Origin of the sequence: Pseudomonas sp. R4-34-07 (genome assembly GCF_003852375.1) — a bacterium.
Classification (GTDB): Bacteria; Pseudomonadota; Gammaproteobacteria; order Pseudomonadales; family Pseudomonadaceae; genus Aquipseudomonas.
This window is the reverse complement of sequence record NZ_CP027760.1, coordinates 1,217,496-1,231,031: the sequence shown is the minus strand read 5'-3', so window position 1 is coordinate 1,231,031 and position 13,536 is coordinate 1,217,496. Positions and strand designations below refer to the sequence as shown.

The window sequence follows — 13,536 nt, the reverse complement described above, 5'->3', positions numbered from 1 at the left end:
GTGGGAGGGGGCTTGCTCCCGATGGCGTTGGGTCAGTCAATAAATTCATGGCTGACATACCGCTATCGGGAGCAGCCCCCTCCCACAGTTTTAATCACAGTGTGTCAGCGGATTATTTTGTCGACTTGGATGCCCAGCTTCTTCAGGCGGTACCAAAAGCTGCGCTCCGAAATCCCGATCTTCGCTGCTGCCGCGGCCTGCACGCCGTTGCTCTCCTGCAACGCCGCCAGAATGTAGGCTTTCTCCACTTCCGCCAGCGCCGCATCCAGGTCCTGCGGCACACCCGGCCCGTCGCTGAGGATCGCCGTCACCCCGCCCTCGCTCGGTTTCGAAGCAAACAAATACCCCGGCAAATCGATATCCTCGATCACCGGCGAAGCCGCTACGATGGTCGCTCGTTCCACGCAGTTTTGCAGCTCACGGATATTGCCCGGCCAGTGGTACGCCGCCATGGCCTGCAAGGCTTCCGGGCTGAACCCGGTGATGCGTTTGCCGGCGGTCGCGCTGAGGGTGCGGGCGAAGTGCCGGGCCAGGGGTGCGATGTCTTCCACGCGCTCGCGCAGGGCCGGCAAAGGAATCGGGAAGACATTCAGCCGGTAATACAGGTCTTCGCGAAATTCCTTGTTGGCCACCGCGTCCAGCAGGTTCTTGTTGGTCGCGGCGATCACCCGCACGTCCACCTTGCGCTCGCGGGGATCACCCACCGGTTCGATGACCCGTTCCTGCAAGGCGCGCAAAATCTTGGCCTGCAAGGCCAACGGCATATCACCGACTTCATCGAGGAACAGCGTGCCCTTGTCGGCCTGCATGAAGCGCCCTACCCGGTCGGCCACGGCGCCGGTGAAAGCGCCTTTGCGATGACCGAACATTTCGCTTTCCAGCAGCCCCTCAGGAATCGCCGCGCAATTGACCGCCACGAACGGTTGGTCGGCACGGCTGCCATGCTTGTGGATCGCGCGGGCGACCATTTCCTTGCCGGTGCCGCTTTCGCCGGTCAGCAGGATGGTTGCGCTGCTGTCGCGCACCGAGTCCACCGCCTGCAGCACTTTACGAAACGCCGGACTGTCACCCACCAAGCTGTCGAACTGTGCATGTTCATCCAGCTCGGCACGCAGGCGCGCGTTATCGCGCATGATGTCGCGAAACTGCAGGGCCTTGGCCACGGTGATGTCCAACTCGTCGATATCGAACGGCTTGGCAATGTAGTCGTAGGCACCATTGCGCATCGACTGCACGGCATTTTTCACCGTGCTGTAGGCCGTCATCACGATCACCGGCAACTGCGGGTAGCGCTGCTTGATCTCGGCCAGCAACGCCGGCCCGTCCATGCCCGGCATGCGCCAGTCGCTGATGACCAGGTCGATGTCCTCCTGCTCCAGTACCTTGAGCGCATGCAGGCCATTGCCGGCGGTAAACACCTGGATGCCGTTCTGGCTCAGGGCGGATGACAACAGGTCGCAGAGCTTGGGCTCGTCGTCGACCACCAATACGTTATGCGTCATGCCCGTTCTCATCCTCGCCGTCGTCTTCACCGTTAGCCGGAATGTACAGGTTGAAGGTGGCGCCGGCATCTTTCTCACTGAGGCACTCGATGCTGGCGTCGTGACTCTCCATGATCGAATAGACCTTGGCCAGGCCCAGCCCCGTGCCCGAGGCCTTGGTGGTGACGAACGGCGTGAAAATGCGCTCGACCATATCCGCCGGGATGCCCTGGCCGGTATCGGCGATGCTGATCACCGTGTTATCGCCCGCGCTACGAATACCCAGGGTGAGGCGCCCGCCTTCAGGCATCGCGTCGATGGCGTTGAGAATCAGGTTCAGACAGGCCTGCTTGAGCTGCTTGGCATCCGCGTAGAGCGTGGCGTCGGGCGCCTGGTCGTCAATCTGTGCATCGATATTGTGAGTACTCAACTCCGGGCCACAGAAGCCGAGGATGTCTTCCACCAACGGGCGGGCCGGTTGCTGTACGCGGATCGGCGGATTGGGCTTGGCGAAGTCGAGGAATTCGGTGATCAGGTCGTTGATCCGGCTGACCTCGCTGATGACGTACTCCAAGTGGCGCTTGTCGGCGTCCGGAAGGTCGGCGCGCCGGTGCAACAGTTGAGTGGCCGTCTTGATGATGCCCAGCGGGTTGCGGATTTCATGGGCCAGGCCCATGGCGACTTCACCCAGGGCATGCAGACGATCACGCCGGCGCAGTTGGGCTTCCAGGTGATGCAATTCGCCCAGGCGTTCAGTCATGTGGTTGAAGGTGCTGCTCAGTTGCGCCAGCTCGTCGCCGCCGCTGACCTCTACCCGGTGCGCGTAGTTGCCGGAGATCACCGCATTCACGCCTTGGGACAAGTCCCGCAGCGGCTGGGTCAGGCGCCGCGACACCCACACCCCTGCCGCCAGTGAAAGCGCCGAGCTGACCAGGAAAATCAGCACGAACAAGTTGCTCTGATTCACCAGCCCCACCAGGCTCGTGTGGCGCAGCAGGCCGCTGAAGATTACGCCTTGCAGCTCGCCGGCATCGTTGAAAATCGGCCAGTACAAGCCGCTGTACTGGTTGGTGAACTGCTCGCTCGGCTGCCGGGTGCTGCGCAGCTCGGCTTCGACATTCTTCGGGATGCGCGCCGGGTGGTTTTCGAAGCGCTGGGTGGAAAATATCTCGGAAAACCCCGTGGCATTGGCCAGGTACAGGCGCAGGTCAAGGGAATGCACATCGGCCACGCTGGTAAGGAAGCTGCTGTCCAGGTAGGTGGCCACCAGCAACAGATAATCGACGCCATCGCGGTTGGTCTCGAAGGTCGATACCACCAGGCCCGTGCTGACGCCGGCCACCTGTACGGTCTGCAACACCGTGTTGCTGGTCAGATTGATCTGCTTGACGATGTCGTCGGCGGCGGTGCTGAACACCACCTTGTGATCACTGCTACGAATCAGCGCCACCACATCGATGTCGGTGGCATCGGCGATGTCGGCGGTGAGCCGGTCATGCCGTTCGGCCTGCCGCGATGAGGGTGGGCTGGTGTAGCGCAGGAACAGCTTGGCCATGCGCGCGTTGTCGTGAAGGATGTCGCCGATCTCGTCCTTGACGATCTTGGTCGACTCCTGCAGCCAGATACGCACGTTGCTGTCGAAAATCTGCGACAACGTGGTGGCGGCCAATTCCGCCGCGATCATGGTCGGAATGACGCTGACCAGCCAGAAGGCCAGCACCAGCTTGCGCTGGACGCTCCAGCGCGAAATGGCAAAGGGGCGGGCTTTCTGGCGGGTCTTGGTGATCATCAGGTTTCGCTTATCGCAGCAGCCATGGCAGGGTCGGAACGATCCGGTCGGAACAACATTTTGACTAACTTGAGCACGCCGTTGACCCACCGATTGCGGTGGCGGAAGAACAGGCTGTTGCCCTGGAACTGGCAGCCCAGGCGCAGTTTACTGGCATACCCGGCCTGGCCGCACTCGTACACCGCAATATTGTGTTGAATACAGTAGTCGACATTGGTCAGCCAGCTACGGAAGTACAGGTTGTACTCACGGCTGAACGCGATGTCATGCCCGAAAAACTTATCGATCAGCCGATGCTCGTCGAGCAGGATCAGGTTGAACGCCACCAGGTGCTCGTCCACCCAGTAAAGAACACACACCGCACGCGCTTGCAGCTGTTCGAGAATCCCGGTGAAGTAACCGGCGGGCAGGCGTTCGAACTGCAAATCCGCGCGCATCAGCGTGGCTTCATAGAGGCGCATGACCTCGGGCAGCACATCATCGATGTTGTGCCGCCACTCCACCCGCGGCCCCGGTGCGCGCAGTTTGCGGCGCAGATCTTTGCGCGTGGATTTACCCAGCGAGCCAAGGTAAGCGTCCACTGAGCCGTAAGGCAGCGGCAACACGCCCGTGGGCAGGCTCGGCATGCTTTGAAAGCCAGCCGCACGGCAACTTTCGGCCCAATGCGGGTCGTTGCTCGGTGCGTCCTTGACCGCCAGCAGGCCGATGCCAAAGTCATCCGCATCCCGGCGCGCGACCTCCAGCAAGTGCTTGAGCAACTGCGGGCGCCGCGCATCCGCCACGCCACTGGCAAAACCGACGTCGCAGCGCTCGGCCACCGGCGAACCGAGGGCATACAAACCCAGTTGCAACAGACCCGGCCACAGTCGCGCCACACGTTCGGTCAAGCGCTTGCCGGCGCCCGACAGTGTCGTGTCGAGACGATAATGGGTGATGAACGCGACAGCCACTGCCGCCAGCGTTCCCTCTTCGTAAACCGCCAGGTAACGCCACTGAAAGTCATCGATCGCGGCGTTTTCCACGGCGACGTAGTAATCCCAGTCTTCCAGCGCACCGGGAAAACACTCATTCCAGGCATCGCGCTGGATAGCCCGGATGGTGGGGAAGGCTTGGGTGGTTATCACATCTGATCCCTTTGTGGCGAGGGAGCTTGCTCCCGCTGGGCTGCGAAGCAGCCCCCTCAACAGCAGTGAGTTCTTCCAGCTAAAAAGAGGCCGCCGGTTTCAGGGCAGCTTCGCTGCCCAGCGGGAGCAAGCTCCCTCGCCACAACAGCTCAGGTTCGACGGACCGAATGCGCTGCTCGATAAACTCGGCGCTCAACTCGATGACCCGGCGGTATTGCAGGTCGACGGTGATCATGTGGTAGCAGTTATCCAGCAGGATCTTGGTCACCGGGCCACCGAGGTGGCGCTCCACGTAATCGGCGTTCCAGCGGCTGGTGATGTCGTCCTCGATGGAGTGCAGCACCAGCGTCGGTACCTTGACCTCGGGCATGCGTTTCCTGACCACGGCGTTCAGGCGGTGCAACTCGCGCACGGTGATACCTTCCATGGTCAACAACCCCGCCTCGCTGCTCTCGCCTTGCTTCATCTGCCGCTCGACGACGGCCCGCAGGCGTTCGTTCTTGATGCCGTAGGGCGGCTTTTCTTCGAAGCTGCACAGGTGCACGCCGAACGGAATCTTCATCAGCAACGGCGTGAGAAACGCCAGTTTGTTGATGCTCCAGCCGTCGTACTTCAAGGTGGTGGAATACATCAGCAGCCCGGCAACCCGCCCAGGGTGTTCGGCAGCCACATACATCGACATCACCGCGCCCATGGACAAGCCGCCAACGAACACTTGCGCGTGACGCCGCTCGATCTGTACGAAGGTCTTGCGCACCCCTTCGTACCAGTCCCGCCAGCCGGTGGCCTGCAAGTCGCTGTTATCACCGCAGTGCCCGGCCAGGGTGGGCACGTACACCGTGCAGTTGCCCGCCTTGACCAGCCCCCTGGCGACCTGGCGCAATTCCGTCGGGGTGCCGGTCAGGCCGTGGATCAACAGGATCCCGACCGGACCTTCACCGAGAACGAAGCCGGCATCACCTTCACCGAGGTCGATCTCGCCGACACTCACCGTGTGGTCGCTCGCACCAGCAGTTGCTCGAGCAGCTTCAGGCCCAGCTCGATTTCCGGGTAGCTGATTTCCAGGGACGGCGCCAGGGTGATCACGTTCTTGTAGTAGCCGCCCACGTCGAGGATCAGACCGAGCTTCTGGCCATCCACCAGCATGTCGCCTTTCATGCCCTCCTCGACCATGTAGTCCAGGGTTGCCTTGTCTGGGGTGAAGCCGTCCGGGCCGCAGATTTCGCAGCGCAGCGCCAGGCCCAGGCCGTCGACGTCGCCGATGATCGGAAAACGTTTCTGCAAGTCCTGCAGGCCTTCAAGGAAGTATTTGCCCTTGGCCATGACCATTGCGCCGTAGTCGACTTCGCTGGTCATCTTGAACATTTCCAGGCCGACCGCCGTACCCAATGGGTTGGAAGCGAAGGTGGAGTGGGTCGAACCTGGCGGGAAGATTTTCGGGTTGATCAACTCTTCACGGGCCCAGATGCCCCCCAGCGGGTTGAGGCCGTTGGTCAGCGCTTTGCCGAACACGATCACGTCCGGCTGCACGTCGAAGTGTTCGATCGACCACAGTTTGCCGGTGCGGTAGAAACCCATCTGGATTTCATCGGACACCATCAAAATGCCGTGCTGGTCCAGCACATGCTTGAGTTCGCGATAGAAGTTCATCGGCGGGATCACGTAACCGCCGGTGCCCTGGATCGGCTCGACGTAGAACGCCGCGTATTCGCACTGGTTGGTCTTCGGGTCCCAGACGCCGTTGTATTCAGTCTCGAACAACCGCGCAAATTGCTGCACACAGTGGCTGCCGTACTCTTCCTTGGTCATGCCCTTCGGGCCACGGAAGTGATAAGGGAACGGGATGAAGTTGGCGCGCTCGCCAAAGTGGCCATAGCGGCGACGGTAGCGGAAGCTGGAGGTGATCGACGAGGCGCCGAGGGTGCGCCCGTGGTAGCCGCCTTCGAAGGCGAACATCAGGCTCTTGCCGTTGGACGCGTTACGCACCACTTTCAACGAGTCTTCAATCGACTGCGAACCACCGACGTTGAAGTGCACGCGACCGTCGAGGCCGAACTTGTTCTTGGCGTCCACCGCGATCATTTCCGACAGCTCGATCTTGCCCTTGTGCAGGTACTGGCTGGCAATCTGCGGCAGGGTGTCGATCTGTTGTTTCAATGCGTTGTTCAGGCGCGGGTTGGCGTAGCCGAAGTTGACGGCCGAGTACCACATCTGCAGGTCGAGGTAAGCCTGGTCTTCGGTGTCCCACACGTAGGAACCTTCGCAACGGCTGAAAATACGCGGCGGCTCGATGTAATGCACGGTGTCGCCGTAGGAGCAGTACTTGGCTTCCTTATCCAGAAGGATCTGGTCTTCAGTGGTAGCGATACGGATATCAGACATGATGGAAAATTTCCTGAGTGTCGGCAGTAAAGGATGTGGCGTTGGCGGCGATGCCTTGTGGCAGTTGCGCCAGCAATGCGGGCACTTCGGCAAAGGTGTCGAAGCGCGCGTGGGGAATCTGGTGGGCGACGCAATACTCGGCGAGGCTGCCCTTGGCGAACACGAAGTCGGCGGTGGAGGCCACGCACATATCGGACTTGCCGTCGCCGATCACCAGCACGCGCTTGTTGCGCGGCGTGGATTTGCATTTGCAGTTGCCGGAAGCGGCGCGGCAGGCATCGCTGGCATACGGGAAGCCGATGCGCCAGCTGTTCTGGTCGACCTGGCGCAGACGGTTGGCGAGGATCGGCAGCAAGGTCACGTAGTTGCGCGACAGAATGCGCGCGATGCCCTGCTCGATGCCGTCGCTGACCACTTCGATGGTCGCGCCCAGGCCCATGACGTGATCGACGAAGTCCGGAAAGTCCGGGTCGATCTCGACGCTATCGAAATAGGCCAGCAACTCGCTCGGGGTCGCCTTGATCAGCGCCAGTTGGCGGCTCAGGCATTCGCGTGAGCCGATATGCCCGTCCAGCCATTCCTGTTCGATGGTTTCCCATTCGGGGCCGGCGAAGCGTTGGAGGACGTTGTCGATGACATCGGTGGGGGTGATGGTCCCGTCGAAGTCACACACGATATGCCATTGAATCATTGCGTCTACCTTTGGAAAGAGGCGCGCTGTATGCGCTTGCCTTACCGGTAGAGCAGGGAGCGTGCCAATTGGTCAACGCCCAGCGGGGCTGGGGGTTTGCCGGATATTCCGGGCGACAGGTGCGCCGCAAGCTACAATTTTTGTAGCTTGCTACAAACAAGATGAGTGCTTGCGCAGGCGCCAGGGTTTGCGCGTTCATGCGCGCCTGTTCACTCATCAGGAACTGTGACCATGTTAAGGATCACATGCGCTGCGCTCGTCGGACTGCTGAGCCTGAGCGCCCAGGCCGGTGGCATCACCGGAGACGTCGGCGCAGGCGTCAGCTACCAACCCCACGACCCGACCGGCAGCCGCTATGAAACCCGCCCCGTGCCCTACCTGGACCTGGACTGGGGCGACGTCAGCCTGAGCACCGATGACGGCTTGACCTGGAGCGCATTGAACGCCCACGGCCTCACTGCCGGCCCGTACATCAATTATTTGTCGGGCCGTACCTCCAACGGCGCGCTGCAAGGCCTGCGCAATGTGTCGGACATGGCCGAGATCGGCGGTTTCGTCCAGTACGCGCCGGCCGATTTCTGGCGGGTCTACGCGCAGCTGGGCCAGGCCGTGGGCGGTGGTCATTCCCAGAGCGGGGTGCTGGGCAAGGTCGGCGGTGAACTCGGTTACCCGCTGGGCGGTGGGATTATCGGCAGCAGCGGCCTGGTGGCGCACTTTGCCGACGCGCGCCAGAACCAGACGTTTTTCGGGGTGGACGATAACGAGGCGGCCGCCACGGGGTTCAAGGCCTATAACGCCAGTGGCGGTTTCCAGAACGTCACCTTGAGCCAGAGCTTCCAGTTCCCCCTGGCGCGCAACTGGTCATTGCTGACCAGCGCGAGTTGGGTGCACCTGGTCGGCTCGGCGGCCAACAGCAGCATCGTCAGGCAAGCCGGCGAGGTGAACCAGGGCCAGGTGCAGACGGCGATCAGCTACACATTCGATTAAATGTGGGAGGGGTTTACTGTAGGAGCGAGCTTGCTCGCGAAAAACCTGAGAACGCCGCGTTAAACCAGATTCGCTGCGTTATCGTTGACGTTCTTCGCGAGCAAGCTCGCTCCTACAAAAAGCCCTAACTGACAGGCATTAGGGCAAGCCCCCTCCCACATGGGATCGTGTTTCAGTTTTCTTCGCCCTCGGCCAGCAACGCGATGCCTGCAATAATCACCACAACGCCCACCCAATGCAGCGGGCTGATGTGCTCCCCCAACCCCAGCCAAGACCCCAGCAACACCGCCACGAACACCAGCGAACTCAACGGGAAGGCCAACGACAGACTGCTGCGCCGCAGGATCAGCATCCACACGAAAAACGCGCTGATATAACTGGCAATCGCCGCCAGAATCCCCGGGTTGCGCGCGACATCCGCCAGCCACTGCCAGGTAAAATCCATCTGCCCCAATTGATCACCGGCCACCTTGGTAAACAACTGCCCGGCACTTTCAGTGGCGATCAACAGCGCCCACAGCACCAGCGTGCCAAGCCGCCCATGCAACCAGCCCGTGTCGACGGTTTGCGTACTCATGCCTGGCCCCCCGCAATCGCCACCAACATCACCCCAACCGTAATCACCAGCGTGCCCAGCCAACGCCGTCGGCTGACGGTTTCCTTGAGCACTACCCTGCCCGCCAGCACCACCAGGCAATAGGCCAACGCCGCCAGCGGAAACAGCAGGCTCAATGGCGCACGGGACAAGGCTTCGAGCCAGACGAAAAACTCGATGACATAGGCCCCGATGCCGGCCCAGAGCAGCGGCGCATTGAACACCTGGCCCCAGAACGCGCGCAGACGGAAACCGCCATCGAGTTGCGGCAGACGGTCCACGCCCAGCTTGAAACACAACTGGCCGATCACATCGAGCACGATGGAAAGCGCCAGCAACATCACCACGGTCAGGCTCACGGGAACAACTCCTCGAACAGATCGATCAGCGCCGCATTGGTCGCGGCATTGCGCTGCAAATCCTGCGCGCTCCAACGCTCGGGCGGTGGCTGGTCGGACTTGGCTTCCCAGCGCTTGAACGCGTTGCTGAAGGCCGGCGCGGCGAACTCGCCGCACACGTCGATGCCGATGATGCGTTTATGCGCGGCCAACGCCCGCAGGGCCTGGAGCAAGTGGCTCAGGCGCATGCCGCCCTGGTCCCAGTTGGTGGCGGCGTCTTCACTGGCGAGCACGTCTTTGTCGAGGGTGATCCAGACCGCGTCGGTGGGCAGGCTGGCGATCATCTGGTCCAGGAACGTGGTCCAGTCCAGCTCCGCCAGGTTGCGCCAGTGCAGGTGATTTTCCTGCTGTCGGTGCCCGGCGCCATCGCCAACCCGGCCCCAGACTTTCGAGGGCGGGTGCTGCCAGGGGAACAACTGCAACTGCCCGCGCTTGAGGGCGCCGAGGTTACCGCCGCGCAGTTGCGGGTTATGCAGGTCGTCACTGCAAGGGCCCAGGGTGACGATGCGTTTGATCGCCGGCATTTTCAGCGCGCGGTTGACCCACGAACCACAGTGGCGCTTGGGCGCAAAGCGCACCCAGTCGGGGTGGTTGTCGAAGTGGATCAGGCTGATGGGTTCTTTCAAGTCGGCGAGAAACGCCGGCGTGAGGTGGTGATAGTCGCCGGAGCCGACGAACAGGATTTCCGGGCGCGCATCCCTGGGCCGTGGCCGCTGGGCCAGGCGCTCGACGAAACGTTTCCAGGTTTTTTCGGTGGACCACAGGCGCAGTTTCGGGCCCAGGTCCAGCAGATCCAGGCGCGTGGCCCGGCCGCTGGCCAACCGCTGGGCAATCGGCGCCTGAGCGGTGAGGCTGTGGTCGAGGTCAAGAATATTCAAGGCAGTATTTCATCCCTAATGGCAGCGCCCAACCGCAGGCCGGGTGGGCTTCAGGGGGTCAATGCAAGGGATGGGCCAGGGGATATATCGGGACCTACACAAAACCAATGTGGGAGGGGGCTTGCTCCCGATGACGGTGCATCAGGCAATACATGTGCTGACTGATACACCGCTATCGGGAGCAAGCCCCCTCCCACATTGTGCTTACTGCTTGGCTTCGGCGATGATCTGACGAATCGCCCCAACAAATGCCTCAGCCGGCTGCCCACCGCTCACGGCATACTGGTCGTTGAACACGATGGTCGGCACCGAGGTCACGCCACGGGTGATCCACAGCTTCTCCTGCTCACGCACCTCTGCTGCATATTCGTCGCTGGCGAGAATCTCGGCGGCGCGCTTGAGGTCCAGGCCGACGCTTTCAGCGATGATCGCCAGGGTCGCGTGGTCGGAGGGGTCCTGGCCGTCGGTGAAATAGGCTTTGAACAGCGCCTCCTTGAGGTTGTATTGCAAGCCTTCCAACCCGGCCCAATGCAACAGGCGGTGCGCATCGAAGGTGTTGTAGATGCGGCTCTGGCCATCGGTGCGAAAGGCAAAGCCCAACGCGGCGCCCATGTCGCGAATGCGCTCGCGGTTGGCCTGGGACTCTTCGGCGCTGGAGCCGTATTTCTCAGTGATATGTTCCACGATGTTTTGCCCGTCGGCGGGCATGTTCGGGTTCAATTCGAACGGCTGGAAATGAATCTCGGCCTGCACCTCGGCGCCAAGCTCATCAAGGGCCTCGGTCAAGCCGCGCAGGCCGATGATGCACCAGGGGCAAGACACGTCGCTGATGAAATCGATTTTCAGGGGAGTACTCATGGGCAGGCCACCTCGCTGGCATTAATGCGCCGCAAAAGCGACACGATACACCACCTTCACAGCAGCTTCGAAGGCGCGCCCAGGTCGATCTGCGCCCAGTGCGCGGTATCTTCGCGATGGGCTTGCAGGTAAGGCAGCACCGCCGCCAGCAACGGCGCCTTGAACGCTTCCTGGAAACGGTGGGCCAGGCCTGGAATCAATTTCAACTGGCTGCCCTGGATATGCGCGGCCAGATGAACGCCGTGCATCACCGGCAGCAACGGGTCGGCGGTGCCATGAACCACCAGGGTCGGCACCCGCAGCTGGTTGAGCAACGGCACGCGGCTCGGCTCGGCGAGGATCGCCATGATCTGGCGCTTCACGCCTTCGGGGTTGAACGCACGGTCATAGGACAGCGCCGCCTGATGCAGCAATGCCTGGCGATCGTCCTGCACATTCGGGCTGCCCAGTGCCGCAAGCAAATCCGCCTGCTGTTCCAACGCCACCTCACGATTAGGCGCGCTGCGCCGCGACAGCAACTGCACCAGTGCCGCATTCGGGGCCGGCAGGCCTTCGGCGCCGGAGCTGGTCATGATCAGGGTCAGGCTTTCCACCCGCTGCGGCGCCATCGCCGCCAGGTGCTGGGCGATCATGCCGCCCATGCTCGCCCCCAGCACGTGAAATTGCCGGACCTGCAATGCGTCCATCAAGCCCAAGGCATCGTCGGCCATGTCGGTCAGCGTGTAAGGCGTCGCCACCGGCAGGCCGAGCTTGTAGCGCAGCACCTCGAAAGTCAGGTTGGCGCTGGCCGGTGCCTGGCGCCAAGTGGACAGGCCAACATCGCGGTTGTCGTAGCGGATTACCCGAAAACCTTGCTGGCACAGGGCGACAACCACTTCGTCAGGCCAGTGGATCAACTGCCCGCCCAGGCCCATCACCAGCAGCAAGGCAGGGTCGGACGCACGCCCGATACTCTGGTAGGCGATGCTTACCTGAGCCAGGTCGACCGTTTGGGTCGGGACATTGACGTCACATCGAGAAGCCGCAAAAGACGGCAGGCCGAACAACAGAGCGGCCAGTAAAAGCAACACGCGCATGAAAAACACCGAAACGCAGAACCCCAGTAGAGCGCGAGTCTGATGAAGTTTGTTCAAGCGCGCTGCCACAGTTCGATGACAGTTTGATGAAGAGTGCCAGGCGGTCCTGGTCGACATGCGCTGCAACATGAGACAAACTCACGCCATTGTGCTTCGTCACAAATTGTATTCATGGAGAGCCCGTGCTCGAGATCCGTCACCTCAAGACCCTGCACGCCCTGCGCGAAGCCGACAGCCTGGTGGAGGCGGCCGAGCGCCTGCACCTGACCCAGTCCGCGCTGTCTCACCAATTCAAGGAACTCGAAGAGCGCCTGGGCATGCCGCTGTTCGTGCGCAAGACCAAACCGGTGCGTTTCACCAGCGCCGGCCTGCGCCTGCTGCAACTGGCGGACGCCACCCTGCCCCTGCTGCGCGGCGCCGAGCGCGACATCGCACGCCTGGCCGGCGGCACCGCCGGGCGCCTGCACATGGCCATCGAATGCCACAGCTGCTTCCAGTGGCTGATGCCGACCATCGACCAGTTCCGCGACGCCTGGCCCGAAGTCGAGCTCGACCTGGCCTCGGGCTTTGCCTTCGCGCCGCTGCCGGCCCTGGCCCGTGGCGACCTCGACCTGGTGGTGACCTCCGACCCGCTGGAGCTGCCGGGCATCACTTATGTGCCGCTGTTCACCTACGAAGCCATGCTCGCCGTGGCCAATCAGCACTCGCTGGCGAATAAATCCTACATCGTGCCGCAAGACCTGCTGACGCAAACCCTGATCACCTACCCGGTGGAGCGTGATCGCCTGGACATCTTCACCCGCTTTCTGGAGCCGGCCGACGTGGAACCCGCCCAGGTGCGCACCTCGGAACTCACGGTGATGATGATGCAACTGGTGGCCAGCGGCCGTGGCGTGTGCGGCATGCCCCATTGGGCGCTGCACGAGTACAGCTCACGTGGTTATGTGAAGGCCAAGCGGCTGGGCGAGAAAGGTTTGTTCGCCACGCTGTATGCGGGGATTCGGGCGGACATGCTGGATGCGCCGTACATGCGTGACTTCTTGCTGACGGCCAAGGACACCTCATTTTCGACGCTCGATGGCGTGAGTGCGGTGCGCTGAGGCCCGCGACAGGCCTCCCGTTACCTGCATGGGTATCTACACAACTTTGGCACGGCTCTGAACCAGTGACGGCTCAGGAGCCGAAGCCTCTCTAACTGATACCCCGCGACCTAAATGTGGGAGGGGGCTTGCCCCCGATTACGGCCTGACAGCCGACCAGGATGCTGGATCAGTACA

At 62.0% G+C, this 13,536-nt stretch carries 13 protein-coding genes; 2 read left to right on the top strand and 11 right to left on the bottom strand.

Translation table 11 applies throughout. The features are described 5' to 3' along the window. Positions 1-104 precede the first annotated feature (104 nt). From C4J85_RS05435 to C4J85_RS05410, 6 genes are all read right to left on the bottom strand, one after another. Positions 105-1,502, bottom strand: a complete 1,398-nt coding sequence (locus C4J85_RS05435; RefSeq protein ID WP_124366001.1) for a sigma-54 dependent transcriptional regulator — start codon at positions 1,500-1,502, stop codon at positions 105-107. Then, positions 1,492-3,270: a HAMP domain-containing sensor histidine kinase gene (locus C4J85_RS05430; protein ID WP_124409162.1), complete on the bottom strand. Its 1,779-nt coding sequence runs from the start codon at positions 3,268-3,270 to the stop codon at positions 1,492-1,494. The genes C4J85_RS05435 and C4J85_RS05430 overlap by 11 nt, the downstream gene beginning before the upstream one ends. Then, a complete protein-coding gene (locus C4J85_RS05425; protein ID WP_124409161.1) occupies positions 3,270-4,394 on the bottom strand; it encodes a GNAT family N-acetyltransferase in 1,125 nt (374 codons plus the stop codon). The genes C4J85_RS05430 and C4J85_RS05425 overlap by 1 nt, the downstream gene beginning before the upstream one ends. A 79-nt stretch (positions 4,395-4,473) precedes the next feature. Next, on the bottom strand, positions 4,474-5,385 hold the full coding sequence (locus tag C4J85_RS05420; RefSeq protein WP_124409160.1) for a carboxylesterase: 912 nt from the start codon (positions 5,383-5,385) through the stop codon (positions 4,474-4,476). Further along, entirely contained in the window at positions 5,382-6,776 is a 1,395-nt protein-coding gene (locus tag C4J85_RS05415; RefSeq protein WP_124365997.1) for an aspartate aminotransferase family protein, read from the bottom strand. Before C4J85_RS05415 ends, C4J85_RS05420 begins: the two co-directional genes overlap by 4 nt. Then, positions 6,769-7,467, bottom strand: coding sequence for an MtnX-like HAD-IB family phosphatase (locus tag C4J85_RS05410; RefSeq protein ID WP_124409159.1), 699 nt, complete (start codon positions 7,465-7,467; stop codon positions 6,769-6,771). The genes C4J85_RS05415 and C4J85_RS05410 overlap by 8 nt, the downstream gene beginning before the upstream one ends. 231 nt (positions 7,468-7,698) lie before the next feature. On the opposite strand from C4J85_RS05410, the gene C4J85_RS05405 reads away from it, so the two are divergent. Beyond that, positions 7,699-8,454: a MipA/OmpV family protein gene (locus C4J85_RS05405; protein ID WP_124409158.1), complete on the top strand. Its 756-nt coding sequence runs from the start codon at positions 7,699-7,701 to the stop codon at positions 8,452-8,454. Positions 8,455-8,626: 172 nt separating this feature from the next. On the opposite strand, the gene C4J85_RS05400 is transcribed toward C4J85_RS05405, so the two are convergent. From C4J85_RS05400 to C4J85_RS05380, 5 genes are all read right to left on the bottom strand, one after another. Then, the gene (locus C4J85_RS05400) at positions 8,627-9,031 is read right to left on the bottom strand and encodes an EamA family transporter (RefSeq protein ID WP_124365994.1); all 405 of its coding nucleotides are present in this window, start codon (positions 9,029-9,031) and stop codon (positions 8,627-8,629) included. Beyond that, the gene (locus C4J85_RS05395; RefSeq protein ID WP_124365993.1) at positions 9,028-9,408 is read right to left on the bottom strand and encodes an EamA family transporter; all 381 of its coding nucleotides are present in this window, start codon (positions 9,406-9,408) and stop codon (positions 9,028-9,030) included. The genes C4J85_RS05400 and C4J85_RS05395 overlap by 4 nt, the downstream gene beginning before the upstream one ends. Beyond that, the gene (locus tag C4J85_RS05390; protein WP_124365992.1) at positions 9,405-10,325 is read right to left on the bottom strand and encodes an arginase; all 921 of its coding nucleotides are present in this window, start codon (positions 10,323-10,325) and stop codon (positions 9,405-9,407) included. The genes C4J85_RS05395 and C4J85_RS05390 overlap by 4 nt, the downstream gene beginning before the upstream one ends. 204 nt (positions 10,326-10,529) lie before the next feature. Further along, complete coding sequence (locus C4J85_RS05385) at positions 10,530-11,183, bottom strand: DsbA family oxidoreductase (protein WP_124409157.1); 654 nt, start codon at positions 11,181-11,183, stop codon at positions 10,530-10,532. A gap of 56 nt (positions 11,184-11,239) precedes the next feature. Then, positions 11,240-12,259, bottom strand: a complete 1,020-nt coding sequence (locus C4J85_RS05380; protein WP_124409156.1) for an alpha/beta fold hydrolase — start codon at positions 12,257-12,259, stop codon at positions 11,240-11,242. A 182-nt stretch (positions 12,260-12,441) separates the two neighbouring features. Here C4J85_RS05380 and metR point away from each other — a divergent pair, with 182 nt between their 5' ends. Beyond that, the gene (metR, locus tag C4J85_RS05375; RefSeq protein WP_124409155.1) at positions 12,442-13,359 is read left to right on the top strand and encodes a transcriptional regulator MetR; all 918 of its coding nucleotides are present in this window, start codon (positions 12,442-12,444) and stop codon (positions 13,357-13,359) included. The last annotated feature ends 177 nt before the right edge of the window (positions 13,360-13,536 follow it).